17 protein-coding genes are annotated in these 20,378 nt (G+C 60.2%); 9 read left to right on the forward strand and 8 right to left on the reverse strand.

Annotated elements, in window-relative coordinates:
• Nucleotides 1-62: 62 nt before the first annotated feature.
• Nucleotides 63-1,790, forward strand: coding sequence for an ABC transporter ATP-binding protein/permease (locus FFH90_RS05160; RefSeq protein WP_138866778.1), 1,728 nt, complete (start codon nt 63-65; stop codon nt 1,788-1,790).
• A gap of 165 nt (nt 1,791-1,955) precedes the next feature.
• A complete protein-coding gene (locus FFH90_RS05165) occupies nt 1,956-2,702 on the forward strand; it encodes a FadR/GntR family transcriptional regulator (RefSeq protein WP_018929528.1) in 747 nt (248 codons plus the stop codon).
• 70 nt (nt 2,703-2,772) lie between these two features.
• Here FFH90_RS05165 and FFH90_RS05170 read toward each other — a convergent pair whose 3' ends face one another.
• Nucleotides 2,773-3,147, reverse strand: a complete 375-nt coding sequence (locus tag FFH90_RS05170) for a hypothetical protein (protein WP_064616161.1) — start codon at nt 3,145-3,147, stop codon at nt 2,773-2,775.
• A 367-nt stretch (nt 3,148-3,514) separates the two neighbouring features.
• Here FFH90_RS05170 and kdgD point away from each other — a divergent pair, with 367 nt between their 5' ends.
• The 4 genes from kdgD (at nt 3,515) to garD (ending at nt 8,964) form a co-directional block, all read left to right on the forward strand.
• Nucleotides 3,515-4,426 (forward strand): 5-dehydro-4-deoxyglucarate dehydratase, encoded by a 912-nt coding sequence (gene kdgD / locus FFH90_RS05175; RefSeq protein WP_007939720.1) that lies wholly within the window; start codon nt 3,515-3,517, stop codon nt 4,424-4,426.
• Nucleotides 4,427-4,485: 59 nt separating this feature from the next.
• Nucleotides 4,486-5,931 carry an aldehyde dehydrogenase family protein gene (locus FFH90_RS05180; protein ID WP_018929530.1) on the forward strand — a complete coding sequence of 482 codons (1,446 nt, stop codon included), beginning with the start codon at nt 4,486-4,488 and terminating at the stop codon, nt 5,929-5,931.
• Between the two features lie 100 nt (nt 5,932-6,031).
• A complete protein-coding gene (locus FFH90_RS05185; protein WP_018929531.1) occupies nt 6,032-7,399 on the forward strand; it encodes an MFS transporter in 1,368 nt (455 codons plus the stop codon).
• Nucleotides 7,400-7,410: 11 nt separating this feature from the next.
• Nucleotides 7,411-8,964, forward strand: coding sequence for a galactarate dehydratase (garD, locus tag FFH90_RS05190; RefSeq protein ID WP_138866779.1), 1,554 nt, complete (start codon nt 7,411-7,413; stop codon nt 8,962-8,964).
• A 137-nt stretch (nt 8,965-9,101) separates the two neighbouring features.
• On the opposite strand, the gene mksF is transcribed toward garD, so the two are convergent.
• The 3 genes from mksF to mksB are packed head-to-tail and all read right to left on the reverse strand — an operon-like array spanning nt 9,102 to nt 13,907.
• A complete protein-coding gene (gene mksF / locus FFH90_RS05195) occupies nt 9,102-11,942 on the reverse strand; it encodes an Mks condensin complex protein MksF (RefSeq protein WP_138866780.1) in 2,841 nt (946 codons plus the stop codon).
• On the reverse strand, nt 11,939-12,640 hold the full coding sequence (gene mksE, locus FFH90_RS05200; protein ID WP_018929534.1) for an Mks condensin complex protein MksE: 702 nt from the start codon (nt 12,638-12,640) through the stop codon (nt 11,939-11,941). The genes mksF and mksE overlap by 4 nt, the downstream gene beginning before the upstream one ends.
• Complete coding sequence (gene mksB / locus FFH90_RS05205) at nt 12,630-13,907, reverse strand: Mks condensin complex protein MksB (protein ID WP_026286675.1); 1,278 nt, start codon at nt 13,905-13,907, stop codon at nt 12,630-12,632. Before mksB ends, mksE begins: the two co-directional genes overlap by 11 nt.
• A gap of 220 nt (nt 13,908-14,127) precedes the next feature.
• Here mksB and FFH90_RS05210 point away from each other — a divergent pair, with 220 nt between their 5' ends.
• Nucleotides 14,128-14,874, forward strand: coding sequence for an energy transducer TonB (locus tag FFH90_RS05210; protein WP_138866832.1), 747 nt, complete (start codon nt 14,128-14,130; stop codon nt 14,872-14,874).
• Nucleotides 14,867-15,319 carry a ribosomal protein S18-alanine N-acetyltransferase gene (gene rimI / locus FFH90_RS05215; protein ID WP_018929537.1) on the forward strand — a complete coding sequence of 151 codons (453 nt, stop codon included), beginning with the start codon at nt 14,867-14,869 and terminating at the stop codon, nt 15,317-15,319. Before FFH90_RS05210 ends, rimI begins: the two co-directional genes overlap by 8 nt.
• Before the next feature lie 62 nt (nt 15,320-15,381).
• Here the strand turns inward: rimI and FFH90_RS05220 are convergent, their stop codons facing one another.
• Nucleotides 15,382-15,786 carry a serine kinase/phosphatase gene (locus FFH90_RS05220; RefSeq protein ID WP_111454504.1) on the reverse strand — a complete coding sequence of 135 codons (405 nt, stop codon included), beginning with the start codon at nt 15,784-15,786 and terminating at the stop codon, nt 15,382-15,384.
• Nucleotides 15,787-15,969: 183 nt separating this feature from the next.
• Here FFH90_RS05220 and can point away from each other — a divergent pair, with 183 nt between their 5' ends.
• On the forward strand, nt 15,970-16,614 hold the full coding sequence (gene can, locus FFH90_RS05225; RefSeq protein ID WP_007939732.1) for a carbonate dehydratase: 645 nt from the start codon (nt 15,970-15,972) through the stop codon (nt 16,612-16,614).
• 7 nt (nt 16,615-16,621) lie between these two features.
• Here can and FFH90_RS05230 read toward each other — a convergent pair whose 3' ends face one another.
• The 3 genes from FFH90_RS05230 to FFH90_RS05240 form a co-directional block, all read right to left on the reverse strand.
• On the reverse strand, nt 16,622-17,146 hold the full coding sequence (locus tag FFH90_RS05230; RefSeq protein ID WP_138866781.1) for an SET domain-containing protein-lysine N-methyltransferase: 525 nt from the start codon (nt 17,144-17,146) through the stop codon (nt 16,622-16,624).
• A gap of 181 nt (nt 17,147-17,327) precedes the next feature.
• The gene (locus FFH90_RS05235) at nt 17,328-18,500 is read right to left on the reverse strand and encodes a hypothetical protein (RefSeq protein WP_018929540.1); all 1,173 of its coding nucleotides are present in this window, start codon (nt 18,498-18,500) and stop codon (nt 17,328-17,330) included.
• A gap of 116 nt (nt 18,501-18,616) precedes the next feature.
• On the reverse strand, nt 18,617-20,314 hold the full coding sequence (locus FFH90_RS05240; protein WP_138866782.1) for an acid phosphatase: 1,698 nt from the start codon (nt 20,312-20,314) through the stop codon (nt 18,617-18,619).
• Between the last annotated feature and the right edge of the window lie 64 nt (nt 20,315-20,378).

Genomic DNA, 20,378 nt, shown 5'->3' on the forward strand with positions numbered 1-20,378 from the left:
TCACACGAGCCGATCATCTATGATCGGTTCGTGTGTGTTCTTTTCTTTATCGAGCCTTATCCATGAATCAGAACGCTGAATATTCCGCGGTCAACGATGCTGTGCGCGGGCAGTTTTTTCGCAAAGTGTGGGCGATGACCACGCCTTACTGGCGCAGCGAAGAGAAGGGCAAGGCCTGGACGCTGTTGATCGCTGTGATTGCGCTGTCATTGTTCAGCGTGGCGATTTCGGTGTGGATCAACAGTTGGTACAAAGACTTCTATAACGCCCTGCAAAAGAAGGACGAAGCAGCCTTCTGGCAGCTGATTCTGTATTTCTGCGGCATCGCCGCCGTGGCGATTCTTGGCGCGGTGTATCGGCTTTATCTGACTCAGATGCTGACCATTCGCTGGCGAGCCTGGCTCACCGAAAAGCACTTCGCCCGCTGGCTAGGCAGCAAGAATTACTATCAGCTGGAGCAGGGCGGTTACACCGATAACCCGGACCAGCGGATTTCCGAAGACCTCAATAAGTTCACCACCAACACCTTGGGCCTGGGCCTTGGGCTGATACGGAACATCGTCAGCCTGGTGTCGTTTTCGATCATTTTGTGGGGCGTGTCGGGCAGCATCGAAGTGTTTGGCTTCACGATCCCCGGCTACATGTTCTGGTGCGCACTGGTTTACGCCGCCGTCGGCAGCTGGCTGACGCATGTGATCGGTCGTCGCTTGATCAGCCTCAACAACAACCAGCAACGTTTCGAAGCCGACTTGCGTTTCTCCATGGTGCGGGTCCGCGAAAATGCGGAGAGCATTGCGCTGTACAACGGCGAACCCAACGAGAACCGTCGTCTGAGCAGTCGCTTCGGCCTGGTTTGGCACAACTTCTGGGACATCATGAAAGTGTCCAAGCGCCTGACCTTCTTCACCTCCGGCTATGCCCAGATTGCAATCATCTTTCCATTCATGGTCGCTGCGCCGCGTTACTTCGCCGGCAAGATCGAACTTGGTGAGCTGATGCAAATCAACTCCGCGTTCGGCAATGTGCAGGAGAACTTCAGCTGGTTCATCAGCGCGTACCAGGACCTTGCCGAGTGGCGCGCCACCTGTGATCGTCTGCTGAGTTTCCGTCAGGCCATGACCGACAACGAAGAGCGCGCGCCGGCTATCGACGTGCAGAATCAGGGTTCGGCACTACGGGTGCATAACCTTGGTCTTGACCTCGCTGACGGTCGTCATTTGCTGACCAATGCCGACATGACCGTGGAGGAGGGCGAGCGCGTTATGCTCAGCGGTCGTTCCGGCAGCGGCAAGTCGACCTTGCTGCGAGCGATGGGGCACCTTTGGCCAGCCGGCCACGGCAGCATTCGCCTGCCGACGGCGCGTTATCTGTTCCTGCCGCAAAAACCCTATCTGCCGATTGGCAGCCTGCGTGAGGCGTTGAGTTATCCACAACCGGGCGACACCTACCCGCACGAGCGCTACGTCCACGTGCTGGAAACCAGCCGCTTGCCGCACCTGGTTTCACGTCTGGATGAAGCCAATCACTGGCAGCGCATGCTTTCGCCGGGTGAGCAGCAACGTCTGGCCTTCGCCCGTGCGCTGCTGTATGCGCCGCAATGGCTGTACATGGACGAAGCCACCTCGGCGATGGACGAAGAGGATGAAGCGTCGTTGTATCAGGCGTTGATCGATGAATTGCCGGGGCTGAGCATTGTCAGCGTCGGCCATCGCAGCAGCCTGAAACGTTTCCATCCACGGCATGTGCGCATCGAGAATGGTCACCTGGTGGACCAGGCCGTGACCGCCTGAACCTGTGGGAGCGTGGCTTGCCCGCGATGAACGATAACGCGGTTCGTCAGGAAACCGCGTCAAGGCCATCGCGGGCATGCCACGCTCCCACAGGTCAACGGTGATCGTACAACCCGCATGCGCTATGATGCGGTTTCAGCCGTTTTTTCGAGACAGACGTTCACCATGGAAAACCCGATCGACGCACCTCGCCTCCCTCGCAAGCGCCGCAGCCTCGCACAGGAATTGGTGACGGTGTTGTCCGAGCAGATCCGCGACGGTCAGCTCAAGCGTGGCGACAAATTGCCCACCGAATCGGCGATCATGAATGCCCATGGCGTCAGCCGCACCGTGGTGCGTGAAGCGATCTCCCGTTTGCAGGCCGCAGGGCAAGTGGAAACCCGTCACGGCATCGGCACCTTCGTGCTCGACACCCCGAGCCCGAGCGGTTTTCGCATCGACCCGGCGACCGTGGTGACCTTGCGCGACGTATTGGCGATTCTGGAACTGCGCATCAGCCTGGAAGTGGAGTCCGCCGGCCTTGCCGCGCAACGTCGCAGCCCGGAGCAGTTAGCGGCGATGCGTGAGGCGCTGGACGCCTTAAACGAAAGTGCCGCCCACGCCGGCGATGCCGTGGCGTCGGACTTCCAGTTCCACCTGCAAATCGCCCTGGCCACCGGCAACCGCTACTTCACCGACATCATGACCCACCTGGGCACCAGTATCATTCCGCGCACACGCCTCAACTCCGCGCGCCTGGCCCATGACGACCAGCAGCACTACATGAGTCGCCTGAGCCGTGAACACGAAGAGATTTACGATGCGATTGCCCGCCAGGATTCTGATGCGGCGCGGGCCGCGATGCGTTTGCACCTGACCAATAGCCGTGAGCGGCTGCGCCAGGCGCATGAAGAGGCGCAGGCGCAAGGTTGAACGGTGCGTGGCAGGAAATCGTTCTACTCAAAAAAGCGCCTGACCGGTAAACGATCAGGCACGATGAGGGTCAGGCTTCGATAAACAGTATCAGGGGCTCAGAACACGGCTCCAGACTCGACTCGTCCGCGAGTTTGTAGCGCAATTCCACTTCTGTGTTCAGGTACTTTTCCAGTTCTGTTTTGGGGATTCGCAGTTCAATTCCCGTCAGTTTTACCATGTCGTCGCAGGCGTCATCCCAGACGCCGGTAGGCTCTGCGAGGCCCTCCCAGTCAGGCTCTTCCGTATTTGTGCCGAGGATCGGGTAGACATCCCAGTTCGGCGGAATATCGTTCGGGTCCGGCACGCGGACGATCAAGTCTTCACTTAGGGTCGATAGCTGGATGGTTGCCCGATCGGCTGAGTGCTCCGGGAACTGCGGAAGGTGTGCAATAGCAAAAGTCATGTTGAATCGCTCTCCTTGAAAGATCTGCCGCGATCCTTCGCGGCAGTCGTCGCACTTTACCGGGCGCATCGGTGATCTGCCGAACCCGATCATGACCAGGCATTTCAAGGTTCAACACTGCGCGCAGGCAATGATTCCGGGGCGTTGAGTGAAAAATTCCCGAGGGTACTCTTCCGACAACGTATCTCCCTCCTGAGCTTGAAAGGCGCCGCTTTCACCCTTTTAAACAACAATGTTGTCTGACAAAAATACCCACCCAGCGATGAAATGCAGTTGACGGTTGTATTTTAAGTTGTACGATGACCTACAACTTCGGCGAAGGCTGAACGGTTTTCTCACACAACGTTGCTACCAGGGTGTTCGAATAATGAATCCACAAGAACTGAAGTCCATCCTCTCTTCCGGCTTGCTGTCGTTCCCGGTCACCGACTTCAATGCCCAGGGCGACTTCCATCGCGCGGGCTACATCAAGCGTCTCGAGTGGCTGGCCCCATACGGCGCCTCGGCGTTGTTCGCCGCAGGCGGTACCGGTGAGTTCTTCTCTCTGGCGGCCAGCGAATATTCGGAAATCATCAAGACTGCGGTCGACACCTGCGCCAGCAGCGTGCCAATCCTCGCCGGTGTCGGTGGTTCGACCCGCCAGGCTATCGAGTACGCTCAGGAAGCCGAGCGCCTGGGCGCCAAAGGCCTGTTGCTGCTGCCGCACTACCTGACCGAAGCCAGCCAGGACGGCGTTGCCGCGCACGTTGAAGCCGTGTGCAAATCGGTAAAAATTGGTGTGGTGGTCTACAACCGCAATGTCTGCCGCCTGACCGCGCCGCTGCTGGAACGACTGGCCGAGCGCTGCCCGAACCTGATCGGCTACAAGGATGGCCTGGGCGATATCGAGCTGATGGTGTCGATCCGTCGCCGTCTCGGCGATCGTTTCAGCTACTTGGGCGGCTTGCCGACTGCTGAAGTCTACGCCGCGGCCTACAAGGCTTTGGGCGTACCGGTTTATTCCTCGGCGGTGTTCAACTTCATCCCGAAAACCGCGATGGATTTCTACCACGCCATTGCTCGCGAAGATCACGCCACCGTCGGCAAGATCATCGATGACTTCTTCCTGCCGTACCTGGATATCCGCAACCGCAAGGCCGGTTACGCGGTGAGCATCGTCAAGGCCGGGGCAAAAATCGCCGGCTATGACGCAGGCCCGGTGCGTGCACCGCTGACTGATCTGACGGGCGAAGAGTACGAAATGCTCGCCGCGCTGATCGACAAGCAGGGCGCGCAGTAACACTCGATAAAACCAGGGCCGCTGAGCGATCAGCGGCTTTTTGCGTGAGGAGATTTGTTGTGGCAGATGCAAAGCGTTTTGATAACTACATCAACGGTGAATGGGTGACGGGCAGTGATTACTGCGCCAACATCAACCCGTCCGAGCTGAGCGATACCCTCGGCGACTATGCCAAGGCTGATCTGGCGCAGGTCCACGCCGCCATCGACGCCGCCCGCGCCGCGTTCCCGGCGTGGTCCACTTCCGGTATTCAGGCTCGGCACGATGCGCTGGATAAAGTCGGCAGCGAGATCCTCGCCCGTCGCGAAGAACTCGGCACGTTGCTGGCCCGGGAAGAGGGCAAGACCCTACCCGAAGCCATCGGCGAAGTGACCCGCGCCGGCAACATCTTCAAGTTCTTCGCCGGTGAATGCCTGCGCCTGTCCGGTGACTACGTGCCGTCGGTACGTCCGGGCGTCAATGTCGAAGTCACTCGCGAAGCGCTGGGCGTGGTCGGCCTGATCACGCCATGGAACTTCCCGATCGCGATCCCGGCGTGGAAAATCGCTCCGGCTTTGGCTTACGGCAACTGCGTGGTGCTGAAACCTGCCGATCTGGTGCCAGGCTGTGCCTGGGCGCTGGCGGAAATCATCTCCCGCGCCGGTTTCCCGGCCGGCGTGTTCAACCTGGTGATGGGCAGCGGGCGAGTAGTCGGCGAGGCGCTGGTCAACAGCCCGAAAGTCGATGGCATCAGCTTCACCGGTTCGGTCGGCGTGGGCCGGCAGATCGCGGTCAATTGCGTGTCGCGCCAGGCCAAGGTGCAGCTGGAGATGGGCGGCAAGAACCCGCAGATCATTCTCGACGATGCCGACCTCAAGCAAGCGGTCGAACTGTCGGTGCAGAGCGCGTTCTACTCCACCGGCCAGCGTTGCACCGCGTCGAGCCGTCTCATCGTCACCGCCGGGATTCACGACAAATTCGTCGAAGCCATGGCTGAGCGCATGAAGTCGATCAAGGTCGGTCATGCGTTGAAGTCCGGCACCGACATCGGCCCTGTGGTCTCGCAAGCGCAGTTGGAGCAGGACCTGAAGTACATCGACATCGGCCAGTCCGAAGGTGCGCGTCTGGTCAGCGGCGGTGGTCTGGTGACGTGCGACACCGAGGGTTACTTCCTCGCCCCGACGCTGTTTGCCGACAGCGAAGCTGCGATGCGCATCAGCCGCGAAGAGATCTTCGGCCCGGTGGCCAACATCGTTCGCGTAGCGGATTACGACGCTGCACTGGAAATGGCCAACGACACCGAGTTCGGCCTGTCGGCGGGTATCGCCACTACGTCGCTGAAGTACGCCAACCACTTCAAGCGCCATTCCCAGGCCGGGATGGTGATGGTCAACCTGCCGACCGCCGGTGTGGATTACCACGTTCCGTTCGGTGGGCGTAAAGGTTCATCCTATGGTTCACGTGAGCAAGGTCGCTATGCGCAAGAGTTCTACACGGTCGTAAAAACTGCCTACATCGGTTCCTGATACACCGCAATACCTGTAGGCGCCGGCTCCCATAAAAGCCGGCGCCTACAAATAAATCGTTATTACCCGCATAAAAATAATCAGTGGGAGTACATCTACAATGCAATCGACCAAGCCGACTCACGTCCGCTATTTGATTTTGCTCATGCTGTTTCTGGTGACCACGATCAACTACGCCGACCGGGCGACCATCGCGATCGCCGGCTCCAGCCTGCAAAAAGACCTCGGCATCGACGCGGTCACTCTCGGTTATATCTTCTCCGCATTCGGTTGGGCCTACGTGGCCGGGCAAATTCCCGGTGGCTGGTTGCTGGACCGGTTCGGTTCGAAAAAAGTCTATGCCCTGAGCATCTTTACCTGGTCGCTGTTCACCGTACTGCAAGGCTATGTCGGTGAGTTCGGGCTTTCCACCGCCGTCGTCGCGCTGTTCATGCTGCGCTTTCTGGTGGGCCTGGCCGAAGCGCCATCCTTCCCCGGCAACGCACGCATCGTAGCGGCGTGGTTCCCGACCGCAGAACGCGGCACCGCCTCGGCGATCTTCAACTCGGCGCAATACTTCGCCACCGTACTGTTTGCGCCGCTGATGGGCTGGATCGTCTACAGCTTCGGCTGGCAGCACGTGTTCATCGTCATGGGCGTGATCGGCATCATCTTCTCGGGGATCTGGCTGAAAGTTATCCACAGTCCTCGCCAGCACCCGATGATCAACGACGCCGAGTTCAAGCACATCGCTGACAACGGCGGCATGGTCGACATGGACCAGGACAAAGGTAAAGGCAAAAAGGTCGACGGTCCGAAGTGGGACTACATCCGCCAGTTGCTGACCAACCGCATGATGCTCGGCGTGTACCTGGGCCAGTACTGCATCAACGGCATCACCTACTTCTTCCTGACCTGGTTCCCGGTGTACCTGGTGCAAGAACGCGGCATGACCATCCTCAAGGCCGGTTTCATTGCCTCGTTGCCGGCAATCTGCGGGTTTATCGGTGGCGTGCTCGGCGGAGTGATTTCTGACTATCTGCTGCGCAAGGGCCACTCGCTGACCTTCGCCCGCAAGGCGCCGATCATCGCCGGTCTGCTGGTTTCCAGCAGCATCGTGGCTTGCAACTATGTCGATATCGAATGGATGGTGGTCGGCTTCATGGCCCTGGCCTTCTTCGGCAAAGGTGTGGGCGCATTGGGCTGGGCGGTGGTGTCCGATACCTCGCCGAAACAGATCGCCGGTTTGAGTGGTGGCCTGTTCAACATGTTCGGCAACATTGCGTCGATCACCACGCCGATTGTCATTGGCTACATCATCAGCTCCACCGGCTCCTTCAAATGGGCGCTGGTGTTCGTCGGTTGCAACGCGCTGGTCGCGGTATTCAGCTACCTGGTGATCGTTGGCCCGATCAAACGTGTGGTACTCAAAGAGCCGCCAGTCAGCGGTCCTGAAACGAACAACAAGTTATCTGAAGCGCATTCCTGAGGAGCGGCGTCATGCAGTTGATTGAACATTCCGACTCGCCGCGCTACATCCGCCTGCACGAGCGGGACAATGTGGTGATCGTGGTCAACGATCAGGGCGTGCCGGCCGGCACCGAATTCCCCGATGGCCTGGTCACCGTGGATTTCGTGCCGCAGAGCCACAAGGTCACCCTCGAGGACATTCCCGAGGGCGGCCAGGTGATTCGGTACGGCCAGACGATCGGCTACGCGTTGCAGCCGATTCCTCGCGGCAGTTGGGTCAAGGAAGATCAACTGCGCATGCCTACCGCGCCACCGCTGGACAGCTTGCCGCTGTCCACCGAAGTGCCGGCTGCGCAGGCATCGCTGGAAGGCTTCACCTTCGAGGGCTATCGCAACGCCGACGGCACCGTCGGCACGCGCAACATTCTCGGCATCACCACCACCGTGCAGTGCGTCACCGGCGTGCTGGATCACGCGGTAAAACGCATCAAGGACGAGTTGCTGCCCAAGTACCCGAACGTCGATGACGTGGTGGCGCTGACCCACAGTTACGGCTGTGGCGTGGCGATCACCGCCACCGACGCGTACATCCCGATCCGCACCGTGCGCAACCTGGCGCGCAACCCGAACCTGGGGGGCGAGGCGCTGGTAATCAGCCTGGGCTGCGAGAAATTGCAGGCCGGGCAGGTGATGCATGAGAACGATAGCTCGGTGGATTTGAGCGAGCCGTGGTTGTATCGCTTGCAGGATTCCAGTCACGGTTTCACCGAGATGATCGAGCAGATCATGGCGCTGGCCGAAACCCGTTTGAAGAAGCTCGATCAACGCCGCCGGGAAACCGTGCCGGCGTCCGAGCTGATCCTCGGCATGCAGTGCGGCGGCAGCGATGCGTTCTCCGGGATCACCGCCAACCCGGCCCTGGGCTATGCCTCGGACCTGTTGCTGCGGGCTGGTGCGACGGTGATGTTTTCCGAAGTCACCGAAGTACGCGATGCGATTTACCTGCTGACGTCCCGGGCGGAAACCGAAGAAGTCGCTCAGGAACTGGTGCGGGAAATGGACTGGTACGACCGTTACCTGGCCAAGGGCGAAGCGGATCGCAGCGCCAACACCACGCCGGGGAACAAGAAGGGCGGGTTGTCGAACATTGTCGAGAAGTCCTTGGGCTCGATCGTCAAGTCCGGCAGCAGTGCGATCAACGGGGTGCTTGGCCCTGGGGAACGGTTCAAGCGCAAAGGGCTGATTTTCTGCGCGACCCCGGCCAGTGATTTTGTCTGCGGGACGTTGCAGTTGGCGGCGGGGATGAACCTGCATGTGTTCACTACCGGCCGCGGTACGCCTTATGGGTTGGCGATGGCGCCAGTGGTGAAGGTCTCGACTCGCACAGAACTGGCGCAGCGCTGGCCGGACCTGATCGACATCGATGCCGGGCGGATTGCCACCGGGCGGGCATCGATCGAAGACCTCGGCTGGGAGTTGTTCCACTACTACCTGGACGTGGCCAGCGGCAAGAAACAGACGTGGGCGGAGCAGCACAAGCTGCATAACGACATCACCTTGTTCAACCCGGCGCCGATCACGTAAGACAGCGTTATCGTTCATTGCGGGCTTGTCCGCGAAGGGGCCTTGGAACTGACTGAAGGTTTCAAGAATGTACCCATAAATAAAAAGGCCGCGATCCATATTGGATCGCGGCCTTTTCATTGGCTTCGATTCAGGCGTCAGACCGCATCCAGCTCCGGTTCGTCCGCCTGGATGTTAACGGTTGCTTTCACTTCATCGTGACGACGGATGAACTTCCAGTCCGCCTCGTCGATGTAGATACCGTTCGGGCCGCTGCCGCCTTCCAGGTCGATGGCGACGCTGGCGCAGACTTGCGGCTTCACACTCGCCAGGATCGGCACGAAGCCCAGTTGCAGGCTGGTTTCCAACAGCGCTGCCTGGTTCTTCTCGTCGATGTCCGCTGCCTCGTCGAGGTAGTACGGCAGGCGCACGCGACCAGCCTGGTCGCGGTCCATCAAGTGCAGCAACAAGTACATGTTGGTCAGCGCCTTGATGGTCATGGTGGTGCCGTTGGACGCCGCGCCGTCGATGTCGGTGTGGATCACCGGTTGGCCATTGACCTTGGTGATCTCGAACGCCAGTTCGAACAGATCCTTGAGACCGAGCTGGTTGTGGTTGGCCGCCACCAGCCGTGCCAGGTATTCCTTGGCTTCTTCGTTCTTGTTGTCCTGCTCGGCGCTTTGGCTCAAGTCGAAGACGGAGAGGGTTTCGCCTTCTTCGTACTGACCGGCGCTGTGGATGATCTGGTCAATGTGCTTGAGCGCTTCCTTGTTCGGCGCGAGCACGATACGGAAACTCTGCAGGTTGGAGACCTGACGTTTGTTGATCTCGCGGTTGAACAGCGCCAGTTGATGTTCGAGGCTGTCGTAGTCGCTGCGGATGTTGCGCAGGGTCCGGGCGATGTCGGTAACCGCCGCGCGACGCGCCTTGCCGAGGGTCAGGGCTTCATCGGTGCGGTGTGCGTACGCGTTGATCAGCAGTTGCAGGCGACGCTCCATGTCGTCTTCGCTGTCGAACTTGGCCACGCCCTTGAGGCGAACCTGCGCGTAGAGCGCGTCGATCTGCCCGTCGGCCCGCAGCAGGCCTTGCCAGCTGTCCTGATAGTCATTGAGCAATGGCAGCAGGTTGTCCATGGAGTCGTCGACCGGGTCCATGAACGGCGTGCCGAACGGCAGGTCGGCCGGCAACAGCTGACGGCGGCGCAGGGCGTCGTCGAGGGTGCGTTGCTTGGCTTCCATGTCACCGATCTGCCGGCCAACCAGTTGCAGCTTGGCCGACAGTTGCTGGACGCGTTCGGTGAAGGCATCGCTGGAGCGTTTCAACTCGTCCTGGGCGGCTTCCATCTGCGCCAATTGCTCAAGCTTGTCGCCTTCTTCGGCGCTCAGGGTTTGCGCGCGGCGGAAGTCTTCCAGGGCTTTCTGCGCATCTAGCACTTGCTGGTACAGCGCTTCGGTCTGGGTCTTGCTGGCCGCACGGTCGGCTGCTACGGCTTGCTGGGTTTTCAGTTGCTTGAGTTCTTTGTCCAGACGCTCTTTCTGATCGCGCAGTGCCGCACGGTCGGCCAAGGCTTGCAGGGCCGGCGGCTCGATGTGCGACAGGTCGATGGACAGGCCCGGCACTTCGAAGCGCTCGCCTTTGAAGCCATCGAGGATCAGCTCCATGGATTTGACCCATTCACCGTCCTCATCCAGCGCAATGCCGTGTGCGCCCAACGGCAGGCTGAACAGCGCGCTGTTGAACAGCCGCATCAGGCGCTCGACGTCCTGCTGCGAGAACTCTTCGCGCAGACGGGCATAGCTGTTGTTGTCGGCGTGATCGAGTTGCTGCTTCACCGATTTCAGGCGTTTTTCCAGATCGCGCAGGCGCTCTTCCAGATCTTCGGCAGAGAACTGCCGCGACTGGGCCAGCGCACCGGCCAGTTCATCGTGCGCGTCCTTGGCGGCGAGCAATTGCTGTTCGAGGACTTTGACGTCATCGACCAGGGCGAAGCGATGCTTAAGCACCGACAACTCGCCGAGCCAGCGCTGGATACCGGTGATTTCCCGCTCCAGACGCATCAGCTCTTGAGTGCCGCCGCGTTGATCGTTTTGCAGGGCGTCCTGCTCGTTGCGGTAATGCTCGGCCTGAATCGTCAGTTCTTCCTTGCGCGCACTGGCGTAGTCCGACCAGGTGCCGAGCAGGGAGTCGAGCAGCGGCGACAGGCGATGCAGTTTGCCGCGCAGGATATCCCGCTGTTTCACGCCGTTGGCCAAGGCTTCGACCAAGGGACCGGCCGCGACCAGCGAGTTGTAGTCCTGCTCCATGCGGCGGACATCGCGGAACGCTTCTTCGCACGCGGCGATGTAATCGACACTGCCGGAACGCAGGCTGTGTTCGAAGGCATCGAGGAACAGCTGCTTGAGCTTGGCCGCGGTGATTTCACGCATGTGCAGCAGGTTGATGAACAGGGCGCGGAAGGTCTTCAGGCTCTGCTCACTGGTGGAACGCAGCGGGATCAGCGTCAGGTCGAGCGGAATCGAGGTGTGGCCGCCCACCAGCAAGCGACGCAGTTCATCCGGCTTGAGTTCGTAGGCTTTCAGGCCTTCGCGCTCAAGATTGGTGAACAGCTCTTTCTGCCGCAGGCAGGTGTCGTCTTTCTGATAATGAGCCAGGTCGAGTTTGCCGGCGTAGGCAAAGAACTGGTGACCGAAACCACCACCCGGGCCGCGACCGACCACGCCAATCACGTGCGGGCCGTGGGGCAGGGAGACTTCGACGAGGATGTAACTGGTGTCCGAGGCGAAGTAGAAACGCCGGGATTGCTCCAGGCTGTACTTGCCGAAACTCATGTCCGACATGCGCGCCAGGATCGGGAATTGCAAGGCGTTGATCGAGGCGGATTTGCCGAGGTTGTTCGCGCCGTAGACCGACAGCGGTTCTTCCAGCGGGAACAGGCCGAGGCTGTAGCCGGCGGTGTTCAAAAGGGCAAAGCGGCGAATGCCGTAGCGTTCCTTGCTCATGCGTCGGTCTCCTGTTCTTCGGCAATGGCGCGGGCCAGGGCGTCTTCTTCGCTCTCTTCTTCAAACTCGGTGAGATCGAGCGGGTCGTCGGTCTGCAGCAGCTTTTCGTCGCTGTCTTCGTCGATCAGCACCGGCGCCGGCAACGGCAGCACGCTGTGCAGGCTGGCGGCCAGGTCGCGGTCTTGCTGGACCGACAGGCAGACATCGAGGAAGCGGTGCATCGGCGGCAGGAAACGGTAGACACCGTTTTCTTCGCCGGCGAATCCGAGCTGGGTCATGCGGCGCATGATTTTTTCTTCGAGTTCTTCGACGGTCTGCACTTCGGCCTGGATAAACAGGTCGCGGTACTTCTCCAGCAACGATGGCAACTCATCGCGACCGAGGCTGCCACCGTCGAGCACGGCGATCGGGTCGCGGCCCTGGTCGGCCAGGTGTTCGACGAGGATGAAGGTGAACAGCGCCAGACGTTGCGCCGTTTTGTTTACCGCGGCCGCCGCCAGGTCCGGCACGAAGTAGTAGAAACCACGGGTGTCGCACACCAGTTCAAAACCCAACGCCTTGAACAGGGTGCGGTACTGGTCCTGGAAGTTCGACAGTTGGGCGTACAGCTCCGGGTCGCGGCGGCTGACGTGGTAGCCCTTGAACAGCTCGCGAAAAATCGGCGCCAGCTGGGACAGTTCGTTTAGATCAAGATGCATGTGGGGTGCTCGCAGAATCCTCGGCGGCGGTGTCGCGGGCCGAGAGCAGGGCGAAGGAGCGCAGGCTGACCTGATGCTCGTGAGTATGGTAATCGCGGCGTTCCAGACGCTCGCGCTTGAAGCGTTTTTCCCGCGACAGGCGCGAGAACCAGTAGAGCAATTCGTCGGTGGCGCCGTCCGGCTCCTGCTCCAGCAGCCAGCTCATCAGGTCCGGCATTGGCAGGGCATCTTCGCAACGTTCGAGCATTTCCCGAACCGTGCGTGGCGCGCGCGGGGCTTCGCCTTTCTGGGTCTTGTGGGCCTTGGGGAAACGCGCCGGTTTCGGCTCGAAACGGGCCAGGGCGTAGACATAGGCTTCGACCTGGCTGGCACTGCCGAGGAAGGTGCTTTGCGGGCGGGTGAACAGCGGCATCGCGGCTTGCGGCACCGCATCAATGCCTTTACGACGAATGGCCGACAACGCCAGGGCTGCGCCGCGGGTCACGGCGTTGTGCCGGCGGGCTTCTTCGCGCAGCGGCAGCAGCAGTTCGCGGGCGTGACGCAAGGTCAGCTGGGCGCTGGTTTGCATTTCGAGGATGCGTGCGTGGGTGCGCAGCAGCATGTCGTCGTCGACCAGATGGCCGAGGCGCTGCTGTTCGGTGAGCATGCGCAACAACACGTTCTCAACCTTGCGCACGCCTTGTTCGAAGGCGCCGTCGGCATTCACCAGCTGGATCATCGGTTCGACGTATTCGTCCCAGGTCGCCAGCACTTCAGCATAACGCTGACGCAGCGGAATCTGCCGGTCGCTGGTCTTGGCCCGTTCGGCGACGGCCACCAGGGCCTGTTCGTCGTTGGCGAGTTTCTTCAGCACGTCCCGCACACGCATGTCGAGCAGGCGCAACTGGCGCGCCAGATCGTTGCCGTCGCGAATGTCGAAGGCGTCCTGGATATAACCGGCCAGGCGTTCGAGGTGGCGCAGATAGGCTTCGATTTCCAGGCACAGGCCCAGACGGTGCTCACGGCGCAGGTAAGCGAGGAAGTCATGGATCTGTGCGTTGAGCTCGAAACGGTTCGGGCTTTTCGCCACGGGAACCAGAATGTCGAGGCGAATCCACACGTCCAGCAGGCTGGTGATGTCCTGCGGTGTGCTGTCCAGTTGCTGGGCGGCCAACTGTGAACGCAGTTCGTTGAGGCTCAGGGTGCCTTGGTCGAAGTGCTCGCACAGTGGCTCCAGAAGTGCCCAGTGTTCAGCGAGGGCGCGCAAGACGCGCTTGGGTTCGATCATCGGAATGGCCGGCTGGTTGGCAATTAAAAGCCGCGATTGTACTTCATCGCAGCCGTGTCGATTCACTCTGGGGATGGGCTGTCGCTTCTTCTATCGGTGAAGTCTATCGATCAAGCGTGGGCGATCTTGAGCGAAGGGCGGTAGAATCACCGCACTTTAGTTATCCACAAGTGGCCGACCTTTGCTTATCGAGTCCCGTCGCCGCGCTTATTTGACCGCCATGCAGGTGGTCAACTGGCTGCCGCGCACCGAATTGCCCTTTGCTGCGCCATCGCGGCCCGAGCTGCTGGAGACGCCTGAACCGTTGGTCGTCGCCCCGGTGACGCCTGCTCCGGTAGCGCAAACGCCCGTGGAACCCGCGGCCAAACCGGCCGAGCGGGTGAAAATCGAGGTGCCACGGCCGACGCCATCGGCTGGAAAACCAGCAAGCAAAGCGACGCAAGAGAGCGAAGAGGTACCGCTCGTCGCCAAGGCTGCGCCAGTGCCGCCGCCGCGTTTCGCTCTGCAATTGCTGCGAGCCGGTCGCTGCCTGTTGCTGGTGGAGTTACCCACAGGCGAAACTTTCCAGACCCGCGATCCCGCTTATCTGTTGCTCAAAGACATGCTGCGCGCCGCCGGTCTGCCGGACAGCCCGCAGATCGTCGGCGAGCCGGTGCGCTGGCCGCTGCTGGCTCGCGGCACCATGGACCAAGGGCCGGAAGCGGCTCGGGATTTCGTACAAGGTTTTCTGTCGGCCCGCCTGGAAGACGCACCGTGCGTCTGCCTGTGGCTGATCGGCCTGCCGGCGGTGCGTTTTGCCGGTGAGGCCAGCGCCGAATCCTTCAACCGTGAACTTCAGGTCGAAGGCCTGGGGTCGGTCTGGGCCTTGCCGGGCCTGGAGTTATTAATGGAAGAGCCACAGCGTAAGGCTGATGTCTGGCAAGCCATGCGTCGGCTGATGGCGCGTTGGAAAGAATCGAATGAGTGACGCTGTATCGTTCCGCCCGATGACCGAGGCGGACCTGGACGCTGTACTGAAAATCGAATACGCAGCCTACAGCCATCCCTGGACCCGCGGGATTTTTCTCGATGGCCTGGGCAAGTACCAGATCTGGCTGATGTTCGAAGGGCAGCAGCAGGTCGGTCATGGCGTAGTGCAGATCATCCTTGATGAGGCGCATCTGCTGAACATCACCGTCAAACCGGAAAATCAGGGCCGCGGCCTGGGCTTGACGCTGCTGGAGCACTTGATGTCGATTGCCTACAAGGCTGAGGCGCGGGAATGTTTCCTGGAAGTGCGCGACAGCAACCGGGCGGCGTTTCGGTTGTATGAGCGGTATGGGTTTAACGAGATCGGGCGTCGGCGGGATTACTACCCGGCGGTTGGCGGGCGGGAAGATGCGGTGGTGATGGCTTGCACCTTGGTTGATTGATCGTTTCTAAAGCCTTCGCGGGCGAGGCTTGCCCGCGAAGGCGTCTTCACGAACGTCAACGATCAAGGCTTGCCGTCCAATGGATCCTGCTGTGCCAGTTCCTCTTCATCCAGCCCATCGCCCCCACCGATATCGTCCTCGTCGACAATGCGCAACTCCCAATCCGCCTGGCCGTCTTCACCCGCTTCGTGGGCATCCCGTGCGCCGTCTTCACGGATCAGGGTTTCCGGGGTCAAGTCATCGTCGGTGGCGTCATTGTCATTGGTCGAGCCCCCAGTCATGCGGGGTTTACGGACGCGCGCGTCGGGCATCTGCTGTGCATGCTCGTGTTCAGGTGTCAGGTCGCCGATTCTGGTGCCGGGTTCTTCCTCGTCGAAATCCAGCTCATGCACCGAGCCCATGCGGTCTTCATCGTCGTCGATGGGCTCGGGTGGCTCCTGATCGAACGGACGTCGTGAATCAGTCATGGCAATTCCTCATACTGTAGGCCCTACTACAATTGACCCACTGGGCTGCCGAGAATTCCCGCGGGCATGGAGCGCCGGCTAGCCGCTACATACATCAGGACATCAGGGGGATCTGCATCTCGTGCGTGACCCCGACGGGCGGTTGTCTGTCAAAGCAGTGCATCATTCTCGAGGCTTCATTGCATGAACGACTTACAAGATCTGATTGATAACAACGAACGCTGGGCTGATGCGATCACCCGCGAAGATCCTGATTTTTTTGCCAAGCTAGCCCGTCAGCAAACCCCGGAATACCTGTGGATCGGCTGTTCAGACGCACGCGTGCCAGCCAACGAAATCGTCGGCATGCTGCCGGGTGATCTGTTCGTGCACCGCAACGTGGCCAACGTGGTGCTGCACACCGACCTCAACTGCCTGTCGGTGATTCAGTACGCGGTGGATGTACTCAAGGTCAAACACATCCTGGTGACCGGCCACTATGGCTGCGGCGGTGTACGCGCCTCGATGCAGGATCGTCAGTTGGGCCTGATCGACGGCTGGTTGCGCTCGATTCGTGATCTCTACTATGAAAAACGCGACGAACTGGCCAAGTTGCCCACCGAAGAAGAGCGGGTCGACCGCCTCTGTGAGCTCAATGTGATCCAGCAGGTGGCCAACGTCGGTCACACCAGCATTGTGCAAAATGCCTGGCACCGCGGGCAGAGCCTGTCGATCCACGGCTGCATCTATGGCATCAAGGACGGTCGCTGGAAGAGCCTGAACGCCACCATCAGCGGTTTCGAGCAGTTGCCGCCGCAGTACCGTTTGCGCCCGGTCGAGGCGTTGTAAAAGCCTTTCAGCCGAGACTTCGCCGACGCCAGTGTTGAAAGAACTGTTCTCCATTGGCATTCGGCGACTCATCGTAGCCGATGATCCAGCCACGGCAGCAGGGACAACCGCAGCGGCAGGCGAACTGCCGCAGCAGCTTGTCTTCTGTCGCGGCGAAATCCATCGTCAGCCGGTCACCCTTTTTGATGTCTTTGAGCGCCCATAACCACAGCTCGCTCATATCGAGAAAGACGTTGGGGTCGCAGGAGTGACTCAGCAGACCACTGAAGCACGGATCGTAGACATGGATTCCCGGCGCCAACTGCCGGGTGTGTCGGCAGCGATAGGGCAATAGATGTCCGGAAACCCGGCAGATTCGGCTGATGCGGGGGAACTCGCGCAGTGCCGCGACCGCCATTGCCGATCCCTCAGCGTTGTAGATGATTTCAAAGTCGTCTTTGGAGGGGAATCCAAGGCGAAGGGGCAACTCTACAAACGGATAGATGCCATTTGATGACGGCGGTGGTAGTCCTTGTTCGGCATGGCGTCTCATAACAATCCTTGTCAGTTGGGTGCTACGACCTCCGTCTGCTGACATCCTGTCAGCTCTGCAGCACGTGGATACGACACAAGCCTCTCGCAAATGAGATAACCGGTCTACTGTCAGATATGACAGTCGAGAAAAGCTCTTTCCCGCGTCAGCCATGGCTCACGCGGGAAAGACTTCCTTCGTTTTACAAGTGTGGGGCAGATGCGGAGGTCATAAGGGCCGGGGTCTGCAGCTGTTTCAGCTCGGATTTGACCGGCGCTGTCGAGCATTTGGCCACCGCTTGCTCAGGCGTCAGGTTGCGAATCGAGGTGTAGAACAGTTCGCAGGTTTTTTCTTTCTGGGTCACTTGCCAGGTCTGAGTGCAGCTTTTCAGCTGAGCGGTAGGGTCAGTGCCCGGTTTGCTGCCCATTCCGGCCTGCCAGCACGCGGCACTCAAATCCTGCCCCATGACTTTCAGCCCCGCGGCGTCGGCCTTGGCCTGCGCATCGTCGCCGCTATAGGCTTCGGGGTCGGCGGCGTACCAGATGTAGCTCGGGTGATTGGAACCCAGTACGGGTACCGTCACCCCCTTGCTCGGGCTGATGGTTGCCAGGCCCAATATTTCTACGGTCTGCCCGTATTGTTGCTTGATCCAGTTACGCACTGGTGAACCAAAGGCGACCATTGGCAATGCTGCACCTTTGGCATTCTGGCTGACTTCCTTGACCATGGTGGTCTGGTAGTCCGTGAAGTAGTTGTAGACGCCTTCCAGATCCTTGCCGGCGGTGGACGGCGCGGCAATCGGCGCGATGTCGATGATGGTCTGATAGGCCGGCGTCTGGTCGGCGGGAATGTTGTTGGCGGTCAGCAGCGCGGCCCAGCGGTCGGTGGTCTTGGACTCCAGATAGTCCTGGGCCTGGGTCAGGGAATAATCTGGCGGGAAGTGCAGCAGTTCGACGCTTTTGCGGTTTTCCAGCGCCATGCCCAGCGGCAGGAACAGGTACCAGTTATAGGTCCATTTGCCATCGGCACTCAGCTTGTTGGCACCGTTGTAGGCCAAATCCCCAGCATTGAGCAGTGCGGTCAGTGGCTTGTCATAGCCTTTGGGCACACCGCTGATATGGGCGTGGAGCTGCTTGTTTTCGGTTTTGACCAGCACTTTTGCGGTCTTGTAGCCATCGCGCTGTACGCTTTGGGTCAGGTAATGCTCGACGGTCTGCTCCAGTGTCCAGTTGCGGAAGCAGATGACATTACAGTTGTTGGGGTAGGCGAACAGCCGGGTAACGCGCTCGGTACTGCCCAGATTCAGATCGACATCGGCGTGAGCGGCGGCGCTCAGGGTGAGCGCGGCGAGGGTGAATCCTGCGAGTTTGAACATGCTCAGATCCTTTTCAGCGTGAGCCCTCGGAGGTGGGGCGGGTACATACTGGAACTAGTTGTGTCGAACGGTCTAGTACACAAGTGAAAAGAGCGCCAGTCAGAGCCCCTTTTTCATCAGGCAAAGTGCAGTGTATTGCTCAAATCGCCCATGGGTTTCTGGCCACGGGCAATCATTGCATCGTCCCGCTGCCTGAGGCCATCGAGCTTTTCAAGCTGAAACACCCGGGTGATCAACCGCAGAATCGAGCCAGTGTCATAGACCGTGTGATCCACCATGCCCTTGCGCGCAAACGGCGAAACTACCAGCGTCGGTACCCGCGAGCCCGGCCCCCAGCGGTCGCCCTTGGGCGGTGCGACGTGATCCCACCAGCCGCCGTTCTCATCGACCGTGACCACGACCACCATGTTTTTCCACTGCGGGCTTTCCCGCAGCACTTTCAGGGCGCGGACGATGTGCCGGTCGCCGGACGCTACATCGGCGTAACCGGCGTGCATGTTCAGGTTGCCCTGGGGTTTATAGAAACTCACCGCCGGCAGCTTGCCCGCCTCGGCATCGGCAAAGAACTTGTTGGTATTCGATTCATCGCCCAGCCCCGCATCCCGTAGACGTTTACCGCGCTCCAGCGGGTTTTCCGGCCCCTGCTGCTTGAAGTAGTTGAACGGTTGGTGGTGGTACTGGAAGTTCGGGATTTTCGGAATACCGCCAGAGTCCTTGTACTGATCCAGCGTCGCCTGCCAACCTCCGGCATACCAGGCCCAGTCGATGTTTTTCTTCGAGAGCTTGTCGCCTATGTGCTCGTGGGTCTGGGGGACCATGACGTTCGGCAGGTCTGGTTTGGCGTACGCAGGACGCTCCGGGTCGCGAATCCAGGTCGGCCAGTACGGCGGAGCGAGCGTGTTGACCCCATAGCCGTCCGGCGTCAGCGCGCTGGGGCCGAATTGGGGTGGGCCGGTCATGGCGCTGGCTGGGGATTGTTCCAGGGGCTTGAGGCGTGGATCGGCCGGATCATCGCTTTGCAGCGTGGCGATCTGTGTCTTGGCTACCGAGTTGACGGCGTCCGGATAGAACGGCGCGGTGGCGCTGATCAGGTACTGATGGTTGAGAAACGAGCCGCCGAAAGCCCCCTGGAAAAAGTTATCGCAGAGCACAAATTCTTGGGCAACGTCCCACAACCGCAGGGAATATCGACTCTGGGCGTAATGCCCCATGGGCAGGCCACCGGAGTCGCCCCAGGCGACAAAGCCGTCATTTTTGCCACCGTTGATCTGCATCTGGTTCTGATAGAACGCATGCCACAGGTCGCGCGTCACCAGGCCGAACGGCAAGTCTTCTGCGTTCGGACCTTTGAGGGCAAAGGGCGCGTTAGGCAGGTGTTCCTGGAACTGGGTTGCGCTGGGGTAAGTCACGCCATCGAGGGTTTGCGGGCCGATCTGCAGCACGCCGCCCCAGACTGGCGGCAGGGTCTGCAACAGGCTGCCATCGCGATCGCGCTGCTGATATTCGACGGGCTTGAGGCCCGAGAGCGGTTTCTCGACGCCAGGGAAGTCGCCGAACAGGTTATTGAAACTACGGTTCTCGGCGTAGATCACCACTACGGTTTTCACCTGGTCGCGTAGGGCTTTGTCCAATTCGACAGGTGAAAGCAGGCGTTCGAGCGGTTTACCCGACTCATCGCCGTGACTGCCACAAGCGCTGAGGGTCGCGCCGACACCGAGTACCGCCACGCCACCCAGGAAGCGGCGGCGACTGGTGTCGGTGGGCGTATCTGTTTGCGGGGAGGAGGCGTCGTTGCGGTTTTCTTCATCGTTCATGGCGAGTTCCGTCTTGCTAAGTTGTTTCAATATGTTTCGGCGGGACGCTAGCAGCGAGGTGTGA

Origin of the sequence: Pseudomonas sp. ATCC 43928 (assembly GCF_005938665.2) — a bacterium.
Classification (GTDB): domain Bacteria; phylum Pseudomonadota; class Gammaproteobacteria; order Pseudomonadales; family Pseudomonadaceae; genus Aquipseudomonas.

Bases quoted from the DNA above. Each gene is read 5' to 3' on its own strand.
- FFH90_RS05160 (WP_138866778.1), top strand. From the start codon at position 63: ATGAATCAGAACGCTGAATATTCCGCGGTCAACGATGCTGTGCGCGGG.
- FFH90_RS05165 (WP_018929528.1), top strand. From the start codon at position 1,956: ATGGAAAACCCGATCGACGCACCTCGCCTCCCTCGCAAGCGCCGCAGC.
- FFH90_RS05170 (WP_064616161.1), bottom strand. From the start codon at position 3,147: ATGACTTTTGCTATTGCACACCTTCCGCAGTTCCCGGAGCACTCAGCC.
- kdgD (WP_007939720.1), top strand. From the start codon at position 3,515: ATGAATCCACAAGAACTGAAGTCCATCCTCTCTTCCGGCTTGCTGTCG.
- FFH90_RS05185 (WP_018929531.1), top strand. From the start codon at position 6,032: ATGCAATCGACCAAGCCGACTCACGTCCGCTATTTGATTTTGCTCATG.
- garD (WP_138866779.1), top strand. From the start codon at position 7,411: ATGCAGTTGATTGAACATTCCGACTCGCCGCGCTACATCCGCCTGCAC.
- mksF (WP_138866780.1), bottom strand. From the start codon at position 11,942: ATGAGCAAGGAACGCTACGGCATTCGCCGCTTTGCCCTTTTGAACACC.
- mksE (WP_018929534.1), bottom strand. From the start codon at position 12,640: ATGCATCTTGATCTAAACGAACTGTCCCAGCTGGCGCCGATTTTTCGC.
- mksB (WP_026286675.1), bottom strand. From the start codon at position 13,907: ATGATCGAACCCAAGCGCGTCTTGCGCGCCCTCGCTGAACACTGGGCA.
- FFH90_RS05210 (WP_138866832.1), top strand. From the start codon at position 14,128: ATGCAGGTGGTCAACTGGCTGCCGCGCACCGAATTGCCCTTTGCTGCG.
- rimI (WP_018929537.1), top strand. From the start codon at position 14,867: ATGAGTGACGCTGTATCGTTCCGCCCGATGACCGAGGCGGACCTGGAC.
- FFH90_RS05220 (WP_111454504.1), bottom strand. From the start codon at position 15,786: ATGACTGATTCACGACGTCCGTTCGATCAGGAGCCACCCGAGCCCATC.
- can (WP_007939732.1), top strand. From the start codon at position 15,970: ATGAACGACTTACAAGATCTGATTGATAACAACGAACGCTGGGCTGAT.
- FFH90_RS05230 (WP_138866781.1), bottom strand. From the start codon at position 17,146: ATGAGACGCCATGCCGAACAAGGACTACCACCGCCGTCATCAAATGGC.
- FFH90_RS05235 (WP_018929540.1), bottom strand. From the start codon at position 18,500: ATGTTCAAACTCGCAGGATTCACCCTCGCCGCGCTCACCCTGAGCGCC.
- FFH90_RS05240 (WP_138866782.1), bottom strand. From the start codon at position 20,314: ATGAACGATGAAGAAAACCGCAACGACGCCTCCTCCCCGCAAACAGAT.